This is a genomic window from Streptomyces sp. GQ60 (assembly GCF_059758875.1).
The window spans coordinates 168,501-187,502 of the sequence record NZ_JCAXEG010000006.1 but is presented as its reverse complement, the minus strand read 5'-3'; the positions used below and the strand labels follow the sequence as shown (position 1 = coordinate 187,502).

The following is a 19,002-nucleotide window of genomic DNA, read 5'->3' as shown; positions in this document are numbered from 1 at the left end:
GCGCCCGGATCCGGCGACCCGTCCCCGCCCGGTTCACCGCGGGCGGCGCAGGAGCGCGCAGCGCTCGTCCACGGCATCCGCGGGACGGGTCGGGAACGCGCGGAACTCGGCCCCGTCGTACGGGGTCCCTGGCAGACTCGGCCCATGCCCACCGCTCCCCCCGGAAACGGCGTACGGGCTGAACGGGGCTCCGCGGAGGCCGAACCAGGATCCCGCGGGCGTCTCAGCCCACGGCCGGCTCCTGCCCGCCGTCGCCGTCCCCCGCCGTGGCGGCGGCCGCGTCGTCCGGGCGCAGTTCGATGTGGTCCGCGGCCAGGTCCACCGCCACCCGGTGTTCCATGCCCAGGGCCTCCAGGAACTTCTGCGGGAGCTGCACCCGGCCCGTGCGGTCGAGCATCACGTACTCGCGCTCGCTCACCGACTCGGCACCGTGCTCGTCGGTGACCGTGCGGCGCAGCACCTCGCTGCTGGTACGGCCGTCGCGCATCGCCACCGTGCGCCGGACCTCGCCCGCGACGAGCGGGTCGTGGGTCACGATGACCACCGTCGCGCCGAGATCCCGGTTGACGGTGCGGAAGGCCTCGAAGATCGCCCCACCGGTCTCGGAGTCCAGCTCGCCGGTCGGCTCGTCGGCGAGCAGCACCGCCGGATCATTGGCCATCGCCACGGCGATGGCCACGCGCTGCTGCTGGCCGCCGGAGAGCTCGGCGGGGCGGCGGTCCGCCAGATCGCCGATCTCCAGCGCTTCGAGGAGTTCGCCGGTCCGGACCGCGTGGCGCTTGGCGGCGGCGCGCCGACCGCCCTTCAACTGCATCGGCAGGGCGATGTTCTGCGCCGTCGTCAGGAAAGGCAGCAGGTTCCGCGCCGTCTGCTGCCAGACGAACCCGACCGCCTCGCGCCGATAGCGCAGCCGGTCGCGCGCCGACATCTCCAGCAGGTCGTAGCCGCCGACGCTGGCGGTACCGGCCGTGGGGACGTCCAGTCCCGCGAGGATGTTCAGCAGGGTGGACTTGCCGCTGCCGGACGCGCCGACCAGGGCCATCAGGTCACCCTGCGCCACGGTCAGTTCCAGTCCCTGCAGGGCCTGCACCTCGACCCCGTCCGTACTGAAGATCCGTACCAGGCGGTCGCAGGCGATGGCCGTGTCCGCGCCGTGCCGGCGGGGCTCGGCGGCGGCCAGGGCCTGCCGCCGCAGCTCCTCGTAGGTGGGCTGATCGCTGTTCACCGCTGGTCTCCCGCTCTCAACTCGGTCGTGATCTGTCGCCTGCCGGAGATCGCCGCCTCCGCGAGCACGGCCCCCGTGACGAGGACGGCCAGGCCCAGGGCCTGGGTCAGTACGGGCGGGACGAGGACCCGCAGACCCGTCGGCACCTGGGTGCCGACCAGCGTGGACAGGTCCACGGCAGGGCCCAGCAGTGCGACGGTGCCCGCCGCGAGCAGTGCGCCGCCGAGCGCGGCGGCCAGGGCCAGCGGCACCGACTCCACCAGGATCAGCAGGATCCCCTGCCGGGGCCGCAGGCCCATGGTGCGCAGTCGCGCGAGCAGCGCCGCGCGGTCGGGGGCGGCCCGGACCAGGGTCAGCAGGACCGCCAGCAGCGCGAAGCCCGCGGCTCCGGCCAGCGAGGCCCAGAACAGCCGCTCGGCGGAGCGCTGGAGAGGATCGGATCCCAGCTCGGCCGCCGCGGCGGAGCTGGTGCGGACGCGATAGCGCTCCTCGGCGGCCGACGGTTCCGCGGTCCGGACCGCCTGCTCCAGCCGGTGCTGGTCGACCGGGCCGAGCGCGAACCAGGAGTTGGGCAGTCCCATCTGGGGTACCGCGGCCAGCACTTGGGCGGCCGGCAGTACCACGGTGGTGTGCTTGGCGCCGGGCCGGACGGGGGTGCCGGTGACCACTCCGACGACCGCGAGCTTCAGCTCCCCGCCGTTTTCGAGCCGCAGCTGGAAGCCGGAGGTGTCGTCGTCGGCGAGGTCCCGGCTGATCAGCGCGGGCACCGTCGCGCCCGAGGTGCCGGCGGCTCCGGCCGCGAGGAGTGCCGGATCGAACCGGCCGCTCCCGGCCGCCTCGGACAGTCTCGCGTACTCCACCGGGTCCGCGACGACCACGGAGATCTGGGTGCTGCCCGTCTTGGTGCCGTAGAGGAACACGTTGTCGTCGGTCCACACCTTCACGGAGGACCGTACGCCGGGCAGCGCGGCCGCCGCCTTCGTCAGGGAGTCCGGGAGCGTGCCACCGGGAGCCGAGAGCTGCGCGTCGCCGCCGACGGCCGCGCGCGCCGCCTCGAACCGGGCGTCGGCCACCGCCGTCAGCACCGTGGCGCCGAAGCCACCGGTGGTGACGGCCAGCAGCGTCGCGATCAGCGGCAGTACGGACGGACGTGCCCGGCCGCCGGTGCCCCGCGCGGCGCGCGCCAGCCCGAGGAATCCGATCAGCCCCGGGCCCCGCCCGGCGGCCCGGGCCAGCGCCCCGACCAGGGCGGGCTGGAGCCGGGCCAGCAGCAGGCCGCCGCAGAGCGCGAGCAGCAGCGGGGCGGCGACCAGCAGCGGGTCCACCCCGGCGCCGGCCGGGGCGACCCCGCGCGAGCGGACCTCGAACACGGCGGCCGCGGTGGCCGCCAGGGCGAGCAGCTCGGCGACCAGCCGCCGCCGGTGGCCCGGCGGGCGCTTCGGCGACAGCAGCACGAAGGCCCGTACCGGGACGGCCAGCAGGGCCAGGAGCGTGGCGGCCGAAGCGGCCAGCAGGGTGCCCGCCGAGCGGGGGGTCGGCAGCAGGACCACGGCGAGCGCCGTTGCGAGGGCGGCGGCCGGCAGGACGGTGACGGCGTTCTCCGCGAGCAGCCGGCGCACGATGCCCGCGCGGGACCCGCCGCGGGCCAGCAGGAGCCGCAGTTCGGACTCCCGCCGGTCCCCGGTGAGCCCGGCCGCCAGACAAAACACCACGAACGCCACGCCGGCCACGCCGGCCGGGCCCATCGCGGCGAGCGGCGCGGCGGCCTGGCGCCGGGCCTCGGCAAGCGTGAACTGCTCGGGCAGGTGGGAGGTGATCCGCAGATCGCTGCGACCGGTCTCCTGGGTGAGGCGCGCCGCGGTCGGGCCGCGGACGTACGAGGCGACGGCCTTGGCGGTGGCCGGGAGCTGGTCGGCCCGCAGCGTCCCGGTGTCCACCGGGATCCGCCAGAAGTCTTCGGTGTCCCTCTCGCCCCATTCGGGGAGCCGGTCGAGTGCCTCCGGGCCGACGAGGGCGTCGGTGCGCCAGAACGCCTGCGGCGGATGGGTCGGGGTCTGGGTGAGGCAGGCACGGGTGAGGCAGGTGAGGTCGGTCCAGTAGTCCTCGGCGTCGTCGTTCGCGGCGTACAGACCGACGACCTCGGCCTTCACCGTGGTCATGGCCTGGCCGGCGGTGGTCTCCAGCACCATGCCGACCCGGACGCCGAGGGTCTTGGCCGCACTCTGGGGCAGCGCGACGGGCACGGGGCTGCCGGGCCCGGGGGTCGGCGCGCCCGGCCAGCGTCCCTCCACCAGGCGGACGTGCTCGGAGACCGTGCGCAGGTGGTAGAGGGCCAGCTGGGGCGGGACCCCGTCGGGGGCGGTCAGACCGGGGTTGGCCAGTGGCCGGGCGCCCGCGGCGGACCCGTGGACGGCGCCGGCCGGAGCGACGGCGAAAGCCGGGGCGGTACGGGAGGTCAGGGTCGCCAGTACCTCGTCCAGGTTCTGCGGGCTCTGCTCCCCGTAGCGGGGGCGCGCGCTGACGTACAGGCTGGTCTGAGCCGGCCCGCGCGACTCCAGGAAGGACCGCAGCGCCTGGTCGGTGCCCCGGTCCATGGCACGCGGCAGGGCCGCGGAGAGCAGGACGGCGACGAAGGCCAGGGCCGCGCCGAGCAGGGCGCTCAGCGGTGTCGCGCGCAGCCGGGTCCGCACCCAGGGCGCGGGCGGGGGCAGGGCGCGCCGGGCGGAACCGCCCGCGGCTCCCGGGCCGTTCGGTGCCGGGTCGGCCCCGCCCGGGGTGCGCCGGTCGGCGTTGGTCGCGGCCGGCCCGGTCATATGTCCTCCACGTGCCGCAGCCGGTCGGCCGGCTTCGAGCGGTTCTGATTGCGCCCGCCGCCGAAGACCGCCGACAGCAGCGGTACGGCGGCGATGGCGGCGGCGAGCAGCAGGGTCCGCACCGCGGGCAGGTCCACCAGCACTCCGGGCACCGGGCGGCCGGCGGCCGGCGTGAGCACGGTCAGCGGGACGACGAGGTGGACGATGACCACGCCCAGCCCCACCCCGACCGCGGTGCCGAGCCCCACCAGCACGCAGCTCTCGGCGGTGGCCGTCCGGGCCAGGTCCCGGCGCCGGGCGCCCAGCGCCGTCAGCACCGCGAACTCCCGGGACCGCTCGCGCGCGGCGGCCGCGGCGGAGGCGGCGAAGCCGATCGCCGCCAGCACCGCGCAGGCCACCGCGAGCGCGGCCAGGGCGCCCTGCGGGCCCGCGCTGAGCGGATCGTCGAGCAGGGCCGCGGCCACCTCCTCGCGCAGCCGCACCTGCTGCGAGCCCGCGCCGTCGCGCAGTTCCGCGGTGGCGCGGGCCGGGGCCGGGTCGTCGGCGGAGGCGGCCGGCAGCCACCACTCGCCGGGCGTCGGCAGCTCCCGGCCGCCCGCAGCGAGCAGCCGGGCGGCGGTGTCCAGGTCGACGGCGATCGCGGTGTCGCCGGCCACGGGCAGCGAGCCGACCGCGGCGCTGACCCGGACCGGGAGGGTGACGTCGTCGAGCTTGACCGGCACCAGATCGCCCACGGCCGCGCCGATCGCGGACAGGTACGCCCGGGTGGCGATCCCGGGAATCTCGGCGCCCGGAGCGGGCCCCGGCGTCAGGCCGGCCTGGACGCCTCCGCGTTCGCCGGAACCGTCCCGGTAGCGCAGCTTGACCAGGGACGGGCCGCCCGGCGCGGGCTCGGAGTGCGCGAGCAGTTCGGCGGCCGGGGCGCCGTCGTTGAGCGGCGGGGCCGACAGCTTCCAGTCGGGTGCGGGCGCCGCGACCGGCGCCGCCGCGCCGTCCCGGGTCTGCGCGACCGCGAGGCCGCGTACGGTCAGCTCGTCGAAGATCTTGACGGCACCGGCCTCGCCGGAGCCGGGGCCGGACTCCGCGCCCGGATCGGTACCGGGGAGCGGGCCCTCCCGGTCGTACGAGAACACGAGCCCGGCCAGGCTGAGCGGGGTGGCGGCCGACCCGATGGGGGCTCCGAGCATCGTGCCGACGTGCACCGACACGGTGGCGTCGCCGCTCTCCGGGAGCTGCACCATCGCGGCCCGGTAGGTGATGCCGAACCGGTCGCGCAGCAGCAGCCCGAGGCCGGGGCGGCCGCCCGCACCGGTGGAGCGCACGGAGACCGAGAGGTCGATGCGCTGGGGCCGGCCGGGGAGGGGAACACCGGCGGCAGGCGCGGTGGCGGGGGCCAGCGGGGTGAAGAGCTCGCGCAGGGCGCGCCCGTCGCGCAGGTCGGCCCGCAAGGTGAGCCGGTCGGCGGCGGCCGCCGTGTCCAGTGCCATCAGCTGGCCGGTGCGCCCGCCGGGCAGCTGCTGCCGGGCACGGAGCACCGGCAGTACGCGCTCCCCGCCGGGCAGCGCCGCGTACCGGCCGCCCCGGCCCAGCGCGGGCACGTCGCTGTTGGATATCAGCAGGCCCCCGGCGGTGGTGAAATCGGCCTGGTCGCGCTGGGACTCGGACCACGCCGTGTGCTGGCCCAGTGCCAGGACCCCGCTGGAGACGGCCAGGACGAGCAGCAGCACCGGCCCCGTGGCCCGTCCGGGCCGGCGGGCCAGCTGCCAGCCGACGAGCGCCGGACCCAGTCCCCGGCCCCGGGCGGCGATCCGCGCGCCGAGCCGCGCCGCGAAGGGCAGCAGGCGCAGCACCAGCAGGGTGCCGGCGCACAGCGCCAGCGTGGGGGCGGCGACCAGCACCGGGTCCACGCCGAACAGTCCGCCGGAGCGCGCGGCCGGGCCGGAGCCGCTCGCGCCGTACCGGGAGAGCTGCTGGTAGGCGAGTACGGCCAGGGCCACCAGCGCCAGGTCCGCGCCGGAGCGGGCGGCGCCGGCGACGAGCGCCTGGCGGCGGCCGGTCCGGTGCAGGGCGGACGCGGCGGCACCCCGCAGGACGACCGGGAGGGTGGTCAGCACGACGCACCCGAGGGCGCAGCCCGCGGCGACGGGCCAGAGCAGCCAGCTCCGGGTGACCGTGAACGGGACGTGCGCCAGCGAGCCGTAGCCGCCGAGCAGGCGCAGCAGCGGCGGGGTCAGCAGGGGAGCGAGGAGGGCGGCGGGCAGCGCCAGCAGCAGCGACTGGGCCGCGGTGAGGACACCGAGCCGGCCGCGGGAGGCGCCGCGCGCGGCGAGCAGGGCGCGTTCGCCCTCCTGGCGTTCCGTCAGCAGGTGAGAGACGAGCAGCAGCGCCGCCCCGGCGAGCACGGCCAGTTGCAGCGCCCCGACCAGCAGGGTGGAGCGGGCTACGGTCAGGCCCGACCGCAACTCCCCGAGCAGCGCGGGAAGCTCGGTCGACGGGGCGAGCCCGGAAGTGCCCTGGAGCTTCTTCACGGCCTTGGCGGCCCGGCCGTGGACCGCCTCGGCCCCGGCCGCGTCCACGGTGGAGAAGTCGGCGGTGAGGAGCACGGCGCGGCTGTCCTGGGCCAGCCCGCCCGCGGTGAAGGCGGAGTCGTCCACCAGCAGCGGCCCGTAGGTGGCGAATCCGGCCACCTGGAGTCCGCGCGCACCGAGCGGATCGAGCCGCCAGTACGGGGAGTCCGGGTCGGCCGCCCGGTAGACGCCGGTCACCAGCACGGTCAGCGGGGCGCCGCCGTACCGGTCGTCGAGCCGTACCCGCGCGGGCAGCGCGCCCTCGGCCAGCCCGAGCCGGTCCAGCGCCGCCTTCGGCACGGCCACGGGGAGCGGGCCGCTCCGGTCGGACAGCGGGCCCGCGACGGGCTGCGGCAAGGTTCCCGCGAGGAGCCGCACGCGGTCCTTGGCGAAGGCCGCCAGCAGCGTCAGATCGGCGTCCTTGCCGGGGGTGTGCGGGCCGGGCAGCCCGTACGAACGGCTGCGCGCCACGCTCTCGGCCGCGGCCGGCAGGGGGCCGAACAGCTCGCGCGCGAAGCCCCGTACCGTCTCGTCGTCCTTGGCGCGGTCGGCCGCCGGGTGCGAACCGGTGACCAGTACGGTGCCGCGCGCGAGGCCGGGCCCCTGGAGGGCCTGGCGCAGTCCGGCATCGCCCACTCCGCGGGTGAAGGCGAAGAGCGCGGTGAGCACGGTCGTGGTGATCAAAACGGTCAGCAGAACGGCGGCTGCGAGCGGCAATCGCCCGCGCAGCCGGCGCACGACGAAGCCGAGCATGTGCCTGTTCCTCCCCCGCACCGGACTGGTGGCCCCGGATACCGGACGATGCTGCCAGATTCGAACAGGTAGCGGAAGGGACTTGCGTGAGCGGTGCAACGGATGAACAAATCGTCGGGGCGGGACCGCAAGAACGCCGTTTTCAGCTTGGAGGGGGAGCCGCAGCATGACGCAGGACCAGGACACGGACCAGGAGACGGACCAGGAACGGCGACAGGGCGCCGGGGCACCGCCGATGGTGGTGGTGGACGACGTGCGGCGCAGTTTCGGGACGGGTCAGCAGGCGGTGCACGCCCTGCGCGGAGTGTCCTTCGAGGTCCGCCGCGGCGAACTCACCGCGCTCAAGGGCAGGTCCGGCTCCGGCAAGACCACCCTGCTGAACCTGGTCGGCGGGCTCGACACCCCGACGGGCGGCAGCGTCGCCCTCGACGGCACCGATCTGGCCGGCCTCGACGAGGACGGCCGCCTCGCGCTGCGCCGCGACCGGATCGGCTTCGTGTTCCAGTCCTTCGGCCTGATCCCCGCCCTCACCGCCGCCGAGAACGTCGGGGTCCCGATGCGGCTGCGCAAGATACCGGCGAAGCAGCGCGAGGAACGGGCCCGCACCCTGCTCGCCCTCGTCGGCCTCTCCGAACACACCGAGCAGCGCCCCGGCGAACTCTCCGGCGGCCAGCAGCAGCGGGTCGCCGTCGCCCGGGCCCTCGCGAACGAGCCCGACCTGATCATCGCCGACGAGCCGACGGGACAGCTCGACTCCGACACCGGCCGGCAGATCATGCGGCTGCTGCGCGCGGTGGTGCGCAGCGAGGGGGTCACGGCGCTGGTCGCCACGCACGACCCGGCGCTGATGGAACTGGCGGACCGGGTGGTGGAACTGCGCGACGGGCGCATCGTGGAGGCTTCGTCGGAGACCGTGGCGGGTTCGTCGGGCGAGGCCCCGGCGTCCGGGGCCGCTCGGGGCTGAGTTCGACGTCCACAGCGCACGAACCGCCCCCGGGGTGTTCGAGGGGCGGTTCTGTGCGGGGCTGTGCCTGCGCCTGCTACGGGCAGGTGACCTTCGGGTTGTAGGGCGCGAAGAGGCCGCTGGGGTTGTCCTTCCACAGCCATACGTGCAGCTCGTAGTGGGTGGGCAGACCCGGGACGTTGGTGATGGGCCCCTCGAAGGTCCTGCCGAACAGCTTCGGAGGGGTGACGGTGGTCGGGTCGTTGTCCGCGTCCGGGACGATGTACTCCACCGCGACGAGCTGCCGGACGCCGGCCTTGTCCGTTGCGTACAGCTGGGCGGCGGGGCGTCCGGGATGGAGGGATCCGATGTTGGCGGGGTTGATGTAGTGGTAGCCCATACCACCTGTGCCGCCTTCGACGTCCTCGACGCAGACGTCGGTTGCTGCGTAGCCTGCCGCGACGGCCAGCTCGGGGGAGTGGAAGGCCCCGGAGGCGAAGCGGGCAACCTCGAGGTCGTCCTTGTCGTGGTGGTCGCCGCCCGCGGGGGCGGCGGCGATTGACATCGAGGCCATGGCGGCGAGCGCAAGTGCCGCCGCGACGGGTCGTACGCGCATGCGTGCAACTCCTTGATAGGTGGGATGCGGCGAGTGCCGTCGTGCACACGGGAGGTGCGGCACCCACGCGACCGAGCTTGTGTCCCCGTCCGGGACGCCGCACGTCCAGGGCGTCCATTCGCGCCGTAGCGTCACCCGCGCCGAGCCGGCCGACCGCTCATTCGGAGCGCAGGGCGGAGGCGATGGTCGCCCGGGCCGCCGAGCGGGCCGGGATCAGGGCGCCCAGGACGGCGATCGCGACCCCCGCGCACAGCATTCCGGCGAGCTGCGGCGCGTGCCAGACGTCCTTCATCGACTCGGGGAAGGCGACGATGCCCACGTTGTCCACGACGAGCCGGTGCGCGACGATCCCGAGGGGGATCCCGAGCAGCCCGCCGGCCAGGCCGAGTCCGGTCACCGAGGTCACCGTCATGACGACGACCTGGCGCGGGGTCATGCCGATCGACTTGAACATGCCCAGGTCGCGGCGGCGGTCACGGGTGTTCAGCAGCACCGTGTTGAAGACGCCGAGCGAGGCGACGAGGGCCAGCATGACCGAGAACACCGAGGAGAAGCCGACGACCGTGGTGGTGGCGGCGTTGACCTTGGCGGAGTCCACTACCTCGGCGTGCAGTCCGGGGTCGGCCGCGTCGACGGCGTCCGCGTAGGCGCGGGCGTCCGCCCCCGGGGCGAGCCGGACGGTGTACTCGACAGGGCGGCTGTCCGGGGCGAGTCGGCCGAGGGTCTCCCACGTGGACTCCAGGGAGCGCGCGTCGCTGTCGATCAGCTGGCCGACGACGGTCGCGGTCGTCCGCCTCCCGTTGGCCTCCAGGGTGACCCGGTCGCCTACCGTCAGCCCGCGTTCGGTGAGGAAGGAGGGGCCCACCGCGATCTCGCCGGGTCCGCCGGGCGGCCGGCCCTCCACGAACGCGGCACCGGCGGGGGAGAGGCTCCCGCGGTAGAAGGTCCCGAACGCGGGCTGCGCGTAGCCGACCAGGCCTACTTGGATCAGCGCGCGGGCCCGCAGCTCCTGTGCACCCAGTGACCGAAGCCGCTCCTCGATCTGCGCGTCGCTCAGCAGCGGCTCGACGGGGTTGTTGCCGTGGCCGCCGGCCTGGATGTAGACCACCGTTCCGCCGGGGCCGCGGCCGGTCTGTGCGTACGAGACCATCGTGCTGGTCAGACCGGTCGCCAGGGTCACCGTGGTGACACCGAGGACGATGGCGGCGATGGTCATGAAGGCGCGGCCGGGGCGGGCGAACGGGTGGCCGAGGCCCAGGCTGACGGAGCGCGGCAGCCGCGAGGAGGCCAGCAGGCGCTGGACGCGCAGCCCGCGCCCGGTGCGGGGCGCACCGCCCGCGCTGATGGCCTGCGCGGCCGGCAGGCGGTGTGCGCGCAGGGCCGGTACGAGCGCGGTCAGCAGGACCAGGGCGGGCATCCCGGCCAGGCAGGCGGCGCTGAGCCAGGGTGAAACGGTCTCCACGCCCGCCATCCCCGTCTCGATGCCGGAGAAGGTGATCTGCAGGATGGGCGCGGCCAGCGCGTTGCCGAGCAGGGTGCCCAGGACGCAGCCGGCCACGGCGGGTACCGAGACCATCGTCAGGTACACGGCGACGACCTGGTTCGGTGTGAAGCCGAGGGCCTTGAGCACGCCGATGTGCCGACTGCCGGAGACGACGGCGCCACTGACCACGTTCGCGACGATCAGGGCGGAGACGAGCAGGCCGAGGACGCCGAAGAGGGCGATGAAGGGCAGATAGGCGTCAGCCCGGGCGGCGAAGGCCTTCTTGAGGGTGAGGTAGGTCTGCGCGGCCGTCACCGAGTCCGCGGGGAGTCCGTCCGTGGCCCGGGCGAGGGAGTCGCGCAGCTGCGCGCCGGTCGACGAGTCGGTGAAGCGGTACAGCATCTGCGTGGACGTCGGGTGGAGGGCCGCGGCCTGCTCGGGCGTCACCCAGGCGGCCGCCGACTGGCTCATGCTCGTCGCGAAACCGACGACGGTGAGCGTCGGGAGGCCGGGTACCTCCAGCTTCGTACCGAGGAGACGGGCGTACGGCGAGCCGTTGCCGGCCCAGTTGACGACGATCTCGCCGGGCGCCCCGGCCCAGCGCCCCTGCCGCATCTCGACGCGGTCCACCGGTCCGGCCGGATCCGCGCGGCCCACCACGGTGAGGGGGCCCGGCGGATTCCCGATCCAGTCCGTGGGGACGTCGACGACGGCCTGGGGGAACGGGCCCGCGGCGGCCTCCACACCGGGGCGGTGCGCCGTCCGCGCGAGCTGGGCGTCGGAGACCTTCGCCGGATCGTACGTTGCCACGGTGTGCGCGCCGCGCTGCGCCGTGTACGCCTTGTCGAAGGGGCCCGAGGCGGCGGCGAGCAGGCCGAGCGCGAGCAGGACGGTCGTGGTGGAGCAGAGCACGACGAGGCCGATGACGAACGTCTGGACCCTGCGGCGCTTCACGGCCGCCCGGGAGGCCCGCCACACGGCGCTCACGCGGAACGCTCCAGGGGCTCGCGGTCCAGGGTCCCGCGGTCCGGGGTCTCGCCGTCGGGGGTCCCGCGGTCCGGGGTCTCGCCGTCCAGGACGCGTTCGCGCGCTACACGGCCGTCGGCCATCTCGACGAGGCGGCCGGCGCAGCGGGTCGCCAGGTGCGGGTCGTGGGTGACGATGAGGAGGGTCTGGCCTATCTGGTTGAGGTCGATCAGCAGGTCCATCACCTGCTCGCCGGAACGGCTGTCGAGGGCGCCGGTCGGCTCGTCGGCGAGCAGCAGCGCCGGTCGGTTCATCAGCGCGCGGGCCACGCCGACGCGCTGGCGCTCGCCGCCGCTGAGCGTCGTCGGGTAGTTGTTGCGGCGGTCGGCGACCCCGAGCTCGTCGAGGAGTTCCAGGGCGCGGCGGCGGGCCTGGCGCGCGGAGGTGCCGGTGAGCTGGGCGGCCAGCGCGACGTTGTCGAGCGCCGGCAGGTCGTCGATGAGGTTGAAGAACTGGAAGATCATGCCGACGTCGCGGCGGCGGTAGAGGGCGAGGCCGGTCTCCGTCAGGCCGCCGAGGTCCTGGCCGTGCACGCTGATCGTTCCGGCGGTCGGCCGGTCCAGGCCGGCCACCATGTTGAGCAGCGTGGACTTTCCGCAGCCGGAGGGGCCCATCACGGCGACGGCTTCGCCCCTGCGGATCTCCAGGGACAGGGCGTCGAGCGCCAGGGTGTCGCCGTACTCCTTCGATACGCGGTCCAGTCGGACGACGACCTGGGCGGCGCTGTCGTGATGAGGTGTCATGGCACGAACCTAGAAGGCCGGTCGGACGGGCCGCGTCAGCCCCCGGATGTAAACGGGCGGCCGCGTCATCCTGGGGATGTACGCGGGACAGAACCGGGAGGGGGATGTGGACTACACGGGGTGCCTGCGAGGGTGGGGTGGGAAGATCTTGGAACGAGGCCCATGGGAGCGAGCACCGGGGGCGGGGGAGGGGGAATCGCCGTGACGACGGGATGGGCGGTCGCTGCCGTGGTGGCCGCGGTGTGCGCGGTGTCTGCCGGGTTCGGGCTGACGGTGGCGCTCCTGCGGGCCCGCGCGTCCTACCGGGCGGCTATCGAGGAGCGCGGCTGGCTGCTGGAGCGGGAGCGGGAGACCGCGGCCCGCACCGCGGTGGACGCGGAGCGGGCCCGGATAGCGGCGGAGCTCCACGACATCGTCAGCCACAACGTCAGCCTCATGATCGTCCAAGCCGGGGCCGCCCGCGAGGTGCTGGCCACGATGCCGGTGGAGGCGGCGGCCGCGATGGCTGCCGTGGAGAAGGCCGGGCGTACGACCATGACCGAACTGCGGCACCTGCTGGGCCTGCTCGCGCCCGCGCAGGACGGCAAGGACGAACCGTACGGGGGCGGCGCGCCCGAAAGGCGCGATCCAGCCGTGGAGTTGGCGCCGCAACCGAGTCTGAGCCGGCTCAGTCCGCTCATCGACCGGATAGCCTTCGCCGGCCTGCCGGTCGAGGTCCGGATATCAGGCGAACCGCGGCCGCTGCCGGCCGGGATCGACGTCACCGCCTACCGGATCATCCAGGAGGCGCTGACCAACGCACTCAAACACGGGGACGGGGTGAAAGCCGAGGTGACGGTGAGATACGCGGACCAGGCACTGAGGGTCGAGGTGCTCAACAGCGGGCCGAGCGTCCTGGCCGGAGACCCGATACCCGGACGTGCCGGGAAGTCCGAGGCGGCCGCCACGACCGCGTCCACCGCGTCCACCGCCTCCACCGCGTCCACCGCGTCGCGCCCGAAGGCGGACGGCGCGGGGCACGGGCTGGTCGGGCTGCGCGAGCGGGTCGCCGTGTACGGAGGGGACTTCGACGCCCGCCGCCGCCTCGGCGGCGGCTACCGGGTCCGCGCCCGCCTCCCGCTGGAGCGGCCGTGACCACGCACGCTCCGGCCGCAGAGCCGGACCCGAGGGCCGCCTCGCCCCGGGTGGTCATCGCCGACGACCAGGAACTCGTCCGCACCGGATTCCGCATGATCCTCACCGCTCGGGGGATCGACGTGGTGGGGGTGGCCGCCGACGGGGTGGAGGCCGTCTCGGAAGTGCGACGTCTGCGCCCCGACGTCGTCCTCCTCGACATACGCATGCCCAGGCTGGACGGGCTGGAGGCCGCCCGGCAGATCCTCGCCGAAGCCCCGGAATGCCGGGTGATCATGCTGACCACCTTCGACCTCGACCAGTACGTCTACGCCGCCCTCGCCGCCGGAGCCAGCGGGTTCCTGCTCAAGGACGTCACCCCCGAGTACCTCGCCAACGCCGTACGGCTCGTCGACACCGGCGACGCGCTGCTCTCCCCGTCGATCACCCGCCGACTGGTGGAGCGCTGCGCCTCGGCATCCGCCGCGCGCGGCGGCGGGACTCCGGCATCCCACCCCGACCTGGACGTCCTCACCCCGCGCGAACGGGAGGTGCTGACCCTCATGGGCCACGGCCTCTCCAATACCGAACTGGCCCAGGAGTTCACGCTCAGCGAGGCCACCGTGAAGACCCACGTGGCCCGGATCTTCGCCAAGCTGAGCCTGCGCGACCGAGCCCAGGCGGTCGTCCTGGCCTACGAGACGGGCCTGGTCACCCCGGGGACGGCATAGGGCCCGGGGAAGTCCCGCGGACTTCCCCTGATTTCCCCGGCCGACCTGGCGTTACGGCAACTCGCGGGTGAGCCACACATGCTCACCACGGTCGTCCGTGGCGACGTGATCCCGCTCGAAGCCGATCTTCTCAAGGACACGGAGGGACGGTGTGTTCCACGGGCCGACGGTCGACCAGAGCCGCTTCCGCCCGGTCGCGACGGCGGCATCGACCACCGCCCTGGCCGCCTCGGTGGCGTAGCCGTGGCCGTGCACGCTCTGGAACAGCTCGTACGCGATCTCCGGCTCCTCCAGGGTGGAGCGGCCGATGATCAGCCCGCAGTAGCCGATGAAGTCGCCTTCTTCACGGCGCTGGACGGGCAAGAGGGCGATCCCCGTGGTCGCCGTCGCGGCGAGCAGCTCCGCGATGGACGTCCGGATGTCCTCGACCTCGTGGGTTCCCTTGCCGCGTTCGGCGAGGAGGTCGCAGAACGCGGCGGCGTCCGACTCGGCCCACGGCCGCAGTATGAGCCGCTCGGTTTCGAGGTGGTACGCCATCGTCTCGTACGTAGTAGTCATGCTGCCCACTCTTCCCCACGGATCACCGCGCGCTACGGGCGGAGCACTCGAACGGGCTCTTTCGCATCAGGCCGCAGGCGGGCCGGAGTTCGCCAGGAGGTGCAGGCGCAGGGCGAGTTGGAGCTCCAGTGCGCGGGCAGGGCTGTTCCAGTCCTCGCCCAGGAGCCGGCGGATCCGGTCGAGGCGCTGCACGACGGTGTTCACGTGGATGTGCAGTACCTCCTTGGCCTTGGAGAGGCTCGCCCCGTGGAGGTAGTAGGCCTGGAGGGTGCGGACCAGCTCGGTGCCGCGCTGGGCGTCGTAGTCGATGAGGGGGCCGAGCACCTGGTCGACGTACCCGCCGACGTCACCGTGGTCCCCGAGCAGCAGGCCGACGAACCCCAGGTCCGGCAGGGCCGCCCCGTGGCCCGTGTGGCCCAGCGCGTGCAGGGCCCGCAGACAGCGCAGGGCCTCGGCGTACACGGCCGGCAGGCCGCCCGGGTCGCCCGCCGGCCCGGCGGAGCCCACGGTGACGGGCGCGCCCACCGCCTGCCCCAGCTCCGCCGCCAGGGACCGCGCGAGGTCCCCGGGCCGCTCGGCCGGGGCGAGCAGGACGACGTGGCCCTCGTGCAGCCCGGCCAGCCCGTCGAGCGCGCGGGCCCGGCGCGCGGTCTCCGCCGACAGCCGGGGCCGCAGCGCCGCGTCGCAGTGGAGCACCAGCAGGGAGTGCGGGCGCGCGAGGTCGACGCCGAGCTTGCGGGCCCGGATCGTCCGGCTGCCGGTGTCGGGGGTGTGCCCCGGGCTCCGCGGCGTCAGCAGATCGCTGAGGAGCTCGCCGCGCACCCGGTCCTCGGTGTGGGCCACCGAGCGCCGCAGGAGCAGCAGGAGCGCGGTGACCAGCCCGGTGCGTTCGAACAGCCGCCGGTCGCTGTCCGACAGCTCCGCCCGGTCCGTCAGGGCGATGCTGCCGAGGAGTTCGGGTCCGGCCAGCACGGCGCAGACCCACACGCCGCCGACCGGCACGGCCCGGCCGCCGGAGCGGGAGGCCGCCACCCCCTCGGCGGGCGCGTCGATCGGCTCGGTCGCGACCCGGGCCAGCTCGGTGCCGTCGGCGTCGTGCACGACCAGACCTCCCCGCAGCAGCGCGGCCACCTCCCGGGCCACGTCGGTGACGTCACCGCCGCGCAGGACCAGATCGGTGAGCCGGTCGTGGGTCTCGGTGGCCAGCCGTGCGGCTTCGCTGTGGGCCCGGGCGGTCTCGGTGGCGGCGTTCAGCTCGACCAGCGCCGTACGGGTCTCCTCCAGGAGCCGCGCCCCGTCGATGGCGACGGCGGCGTGGTCGGCCAGCGAGGAGAGCAGCGCCACCGCGTCGGGGGCGAAGTCGCGCACCGACCGGTCGGCGGCGTAGAGCACCCCGATGACCCGCGAGGCGACGCGCAGCGGCACCCCGAGGATGCCCCGCAGCCCCTCCTCGCGCACCCCGGCGTCGATGGTGCTGGTGTGCCGGAAACGGTCGTCGGCGCGGTAGTCGGCGCTGGCGTACGGGCGGGCCGTCTGCGCGACCAGACCGCCGAGGCCCTCGCCCATGCCGAGCCGCAACTGCTGGAAGGCTGCGGAGACGGAGCCGTCGGTGACCCGCATGAACGTATCGCCCACGACGGGGTCGTTGAGCGTGAGGTAGGCGCAGTCCGTACCGAGCAGGGTCCGGGCCCGCCGCACGATGGCCCGTAGCACCGCGTCGAGATCGCGCAGCGCCGCGAGGTCGCCGGCCGTGTCGAAGAGGGCGGTGAGCTCCGCCTCGCGCCTGCGGTGCTGGTCGAGCGTGCGCCGGATGTCGAGGGCCACCCGGGTCGCCGCCTCCACGAGGGCCTGCTCGTCGGCGTCGGCACCGGCGCTACGGGCCTGCGCGCCCGGCCGCGCGAAGTCCTCGACGGGCGCGCCCTGGGCGAGCAGGTCCAGGAGCCGGCGCAACGCGGCCGCGGGGGCGGCGGGATCGTTCACGGGGGCCATGCTGGCAGCCCTTCGGTACGGGGTGGCGAGCGGGTCCGCCCGCCGGACCGGAGGCACCGGTCGGGCGGGCGGCCCGTGGGGCGGGCGGACTAGGCGTGATCGGAGACCGCGCCGGCGTACCCGCTTTCCGCGGCCGTCCCGGCCGGCGCCGCTGCCGCCGCCTTCGGGGTGGACAGGTCGCGGCCCCGGGTCTCGCGGGCGAAGAGGACGGTGAGGGTGGTGACGAGGGCGGCCGCGGACAGGTACACGGAGACCGGCACGGAGGAGCCGTAGTCCTTGAGGAGCTCGACGGCGATGATCGGGGCCAGGGCGCCCGCGATGATCGAGGCGAGCTGGGAGCCCATCGAGGCGCCCGAGTAGCGGACCTTGGTGTCGAACATCTCCGAGATGAAGGCGGCCTGCGGCCCGTACATCGCCCCGTGCAGCAGCAGCCCGGCGGTGACGGCGAGGGTGATGACGGTGAACGACTCGGAGTCGACCAGCGCGAAGAACGCGAACGCCCACAGCGCCATGCCGACCGAACCGATCAGCGTCACCGGCCGCCGCCCGATCCGGTCGGACAGCGCGCCCCAGGCCGGGATGGTCAGGAAGTGGACGGCCGAGCCGATCAGCAGCGCGTTGAGCGCGGTGGTCTTGGGGAGCCCGAGGTGGGTGGTGACGTAGACGAGGAGGAAGGAGGTGAGGACGTAGTACGAGATGTTCTCGCCGAAGCGGGTGCCGATGGCGACCAGCACCTGCCGCCAGTCCTTGCGGAACACCTGGACTACGGGTGCCTTCTCCTCCTCGGCCCGGCCCGAGGCCGCCGCCTCGGCCTGCGCCGCGAGGAAGACGGGCGACTCGGAGACGGAGATGCGGATCCACAGACCGATGATCACGAGGACCCCGGAGAGCAGGAAGGGAATCCGCCAGCCCCAGGCGAGGAACGTCGCGTCCGACTGCACGGCGGCGAGCAGCGCCAGTACCCCGGTGGCCAGCAGGTTGCCCCCGGGAGCCCCGGACTGCGGCCAGGAGGCCCAGAACCCGCGGTGCTCGGCCCCGCCGTGCTCGGAGACGATCAGCACGGCCCCGCCCCACTCACCGCCCAGCGCGAACCCCTGCACCAGGCGCAGCACGGTCAGCAGGATCGGCGCCCAGACCCCGATGCTCGCGTGGGTGGGCAGCAGCCCCATCGCGAAGGTCGCGCCGCCCATCATCAGCAGACTCAGCACCAGCAGCTTCTTGCGCCCGACCTTGTCCCCGAAGTGCCCGAAGACCACCCCGCCCAGGGGCCGGGCGAGGAACCCGATGGCGTAGGTGAGGAACGCGATCAGGGTGCCCGTGAGCGGATCCGCGGTGGGGAAGAACAGCTTGTTGAAGACCAGGGCGGCGGCGGTCCCGTAGAGGAAGAAGTCGTACCACTCGATGGTGGTCCCGATGAGACTGGCGGCGACGATCCGTCTGATGCCGGACGGTGCCTTCGGGTCGGCTGCGGTGGAGGCCATGTGAACCACTTCCAGGGTGTCTGCGGGGACGTCGGTGTGGCCACAACGTAGAAGTCCGCAGGTCGGCGGTACATGTGGTGTGCCATCACAATCAACCCCACCTGAGTGTGGCCGGCAACCACTCGGCCCGAAGTGATCCCCTCGGACCCCTCCTGAAGCGGGGTCTCCAACCGCAGGCTGTCTCTTGCGGCGTCCCGTCAGGGAGCCGGGGAGTCGGTCGCGCGGGCGATGCCGTCGAGGCGGGTGTCGATCCACGCGTGTCGCGCCGCGTCGCGAGCGGCCGGGCGTGCGCCGGGGTGCCGGTCGCGGGTGCGGACGTTCTCCACGACCGCCCAGCCCTTGCCGCCGTCGAAGGTCCTGAACTCGACCAGGTGGTGGTCGAGGTGTCCGGTGATCATCACTGCCATGAGGGACAGGTACTCTCCCCGGAGGCCGGGGGTGAGCTCGTCCTGCGTCCCTCCCAGGAGGACCTGCTGTTCCTCGGCCAGGAGCGTGCACGTGGTCTGGACGGCTCGGACGAGCGCCTCGAACTGCTCCCCGCCCAACCGCGTCCGTAAGAACTCCAGATGGGAGCCGAGGACGTCGGCCTCCGGGCTGCCTCCCGACCCACCGGGATCCACCTGCGCTCCAGGCCCTCCAGGGTCCGGCGGATGATTCTCGGTCATGCTTCCGCCCTTCCCCCAACGGCCGTTGCCCTGCGCAGTGTAGGCATGGGCCGGCGCTCCGACGGCGCTCTTCGGCCACCCGGCCGGCCCCCGCTGCCCACTCTGCGGCACCCCCGGCCCCAGGCACCCCGAACGCAATCGACTATGCCACTTGCACATTCAAAAGGAATGCGATTTCGGCAATTACGGGATGGATTACCCGCGTTCACTTTCTCAACGTTGACAGCGTGCTGCATCTTGGGGGTAAATGAGTTCACAGGTGGCCTGATGTGGTCGCAGGTAGGCTGGATCAGGCC

At 74.2% G+C, this 19,002-nt stretch carries 13 protein-coding genes; 3 read left to right on the top strand and 10 right to left on the bottom strand.

The genetic code is table 11. From position 1 onward, the window contains the following. Window positions 1-223 precede the first annotated feature (223 nt). From AC6CKD_RS17240 to AC6CKD_RS17230, 3 genes are read right to left on the bottom strand one after another with little or no spacing between them, the layout of a single operon-like run. Window positions 224-1,225, bottom strand: a complete 1,002-nt coding sequence (locus tag AC6CKD_RS17240) for an ABC transporter ATP-binding protein (protein WP_498328334.1) — start codon at window positions 1,223-1,225, stop codon at window positions 224-226. Continuing rightward, window positions 1,222-4,038 (bottom strand): hypothetical protein, encoded by a 2,817-nt coding sequence (locus tag AC6CKD_RS17235; RefSeq protein ID WP_498328332.1) that lies wholly within the window; start codon window positions 4,036-4,038, stop codon window positions 1,222-1,224. The genes AC6CKD_RS17240 and AC6CKD_RS17235 overlap by 4 nt, the downstream gene beginning before the upstream one ends. After that, entirely contained in the window at window positions 4,035-7,358 is a 3,324-nt protein-coding gene (locus tag AC6CKD_RS17230) for an FtsX-like permease family protein (RefSeq protein WP_498328330.1), read from the bottom strand. The genes AC6CKD_RS17235 and AC6CKD_RS17230 overlap by 4 nt, the downstream gene beginning before the upstream one ends. A 235-nt stretch (window positions 7,359-7,593) precedes the next feature. Here AC6CKD_RS17230 and AC6CKD_RS17225 point away from each other — a divergent pair, with 235 nt between their 5' ends. Next, complete coding sequence (locus AC6CKD_RS17225) at window positions 7,594-8,322, top strand: ABC transporter ATP-binding protein (RefSeq protein WP_498328604.1); 729 nt, start codon at window positions 7,594-7,596, stop codon at window positions 8,320-8,322. 76 nt (window positions 8,323-8,398) lie between these two features. Here AC6CKD_RS17225 and AC6CKD_RS17220 read toward each other — a convergent pair whose 3' ends face one another. From AC6CKD_RS17220 to AC6CKD_RS17210, 3 genes are all read right to left on the bottom strand, one after another. Next, window positions 8,399-8,917 carry a hypothetical protein gene (locus tag AC6CKD_RS17220; RefSeq protein WP_498328329.1) on the bottom strand — a complete coding sequence of 173 codons (519 nt, stop codon included), beginning with the start codon at window positions 8,915-8,917 and terminating at the stop codon, window positions 8,399-8,401. Between the two features lie 157 nt (window positions 8,918-9,074). Continuing rightward, the gene (locus AC6CKD_RS17215) at window positions 9,075-11,387 is read right to left on the bottom strand and encodes an ABC transporter permease (protein WP_498328327.1); all 2,313 of its coding nucleotides are present in this window, start codon (window positions 11,385-11,387) and stop codon (window positions 9,075-9,077) included. After that, window positions 11,384-12,169, bottom strand: a complete 786-nt coding sequence (locus AC6CKD_RS17210) for an ABC transporter ATP-binding protein (RefSeq protein ID WP_498328325.1) — start codon at window positions 12,167-12,169, stop codon at window positions 11,384-11,386. The genes AC6CKD_RS17215 and AC6CKD_RS17210 overlap by 4 nt, the downstream gene beginning before the upstream one ends. 201 nt (window positions 12,170-12,370) lie before the next feature. On the opposite strand from AC6CKD_RS17210, the gene AC6CKD_RS17205 reads away from it, so the two are divergent. Beyond that, a complete protein-coding gene (locus AC6CKD_RS17205) occupies window positions 12,371-13,303 on the top strand; it encodes a sensor histidine kinase (protein ID WP_498328324.1) in 933 nt (310 codons plus the stop codon). Continuing rightward, window positions 13,300-14,013, top strand: coding sequence for a response regulator (locus tag AC6CKD_RS17200; protein WP_498328322.1), 714 nt, complete (start codon window positions 13,300-13,302; stop codon window positions 14,011-14,013). Before AC6CKD_RS17205 ends, AC6CKD_RS17200 begins: the two co-directional genes overlap by 4 nt. Window positions 14,014-14,064: 51 nt before the next feature. Here the strand turns inward: AC6CKD_RS17200 and AC6CKD_RS17195 are convergent, their stop codons facing one another. The 4 genes from AC6CKD_RS17195 to AC6CKD_RS17180 all read right to left on the bottom strand — a co-directional run bounded on the left by AC6CKD_RS17195 (window position 14,065) and on the right by AC6CKD_RS17180 (window position 18,661). Next, window positions 14,065-14,571, bottom strand: coding sequence for a GNAT family N-acetyltransferase (locus AC6CKD_RS17195; protein ID WP_498328320.1), 507 nt, complete (start codon window positions 14,569-14,571; stop codon window positions 14,065-14,067). Window positions 14,572-14,637: 66 nt separating this feature from the next. Next, window positions 14,638-16,560, bottom strand: coding sequence for a helix-turn-helix domain-containing protein (locus tag AC6CKD_RS17190; RefSeq protein WP_498328318.1), 1,923 nt, complete (start codon window positions 16,558-16,560; stop codon window positions 14,638-14,640). Window positions 16,561-16,649: 89 nt separating this feature from the next. Further along, complete coding sequence (locus tag AC6CKD_RS17185; protein WP_498328316.1) at window positions 16,650-18,041, bottom strand: MFS transporter; 1,392 nt, start codon at window positions 18,039-18,041, stop codon at window positions 16,650-16,652. A gap of 197 nt (window positions 18,042-18,238) precedes the next feature. Continuing rightward, on the bottom strand, window positions 18,239-18,661 hold the full coding sequence (locus AC6CKD_RS17180) for a hypothetical protein (protein WP_498328314.1): 423 nt from the start codon (window positions 18,659-18,661) through the stop codon (window positions 18,239-18,241). Window positions 18,662-19,002: the final 341 nt, after the last annotated feature.

What these genes read in the sequence shown, in the direction of transcription:
- AC6CKD_RS17190 (WP_498328318.1), bottom strand. Translation starts at nt 16,560, where the DNA reads ATGGCCCCCGTGAACGATCCCGCCGCCCCCGCGGCCGCGTTGCGCCGG.
- AC6CKD_RS17235 (WP_498328332.1), bottom strand. Translation starts at nt 4,038, where the DNA reads ATGACCGGGCCGGCCGCGACCAACGCCGACCGGCGCACCCCGGGCGGG.
- AC6CKD_RS17185 (WP_498328316.1), bottom strand. Translation starts at nt 18,041, where the DNA reads ATGGCCTCCACCGCAGCCGACCCGAAGGCACCGTCCGGCATCAGACGG.
- AC6CKD_RS17210 (WP_498328325.1), bottom strand. Translation starts at nt 12,169, where the DNA reads ATGACACCTCATCACGACAGCGCCGCCCAGGTCGTCGTCCGACTGGAC.
- AC6CKD_RS17195 (WP_498328320.1), bottom strand. Translation starts at nt 14,571, where the DNA reads ATGACTACTACGTACGAGACGATGGCGTACCACCTCGAAACCGAGCGG.
- AC6CKD_RS17220 (WP_498328329.1), bottom strand. Translation starts at nt 8,917, where the DNA reads ATGCGCGTACGACCCGTCGCGGCGGCACTTGCGCTCGCCGCCATGGCC.
- AC6CKD_RS17225 (WP_498328604.1), top strand. Translation starts at nt 7,594, where the DNA reads ATGGTGGTGGTGGACGACGTGCGGCGCAGTTTCGGGACGGGTCAGCAG.
- AC6CKD_RS17230 (WP_498328330.1), bottom strand. Translation starts at nt 7,358, where the DNA reads ATGCTCGGCTTCGTCGTGCGCCGGCTGCGCGGGCGATTGCCGCTCGCA.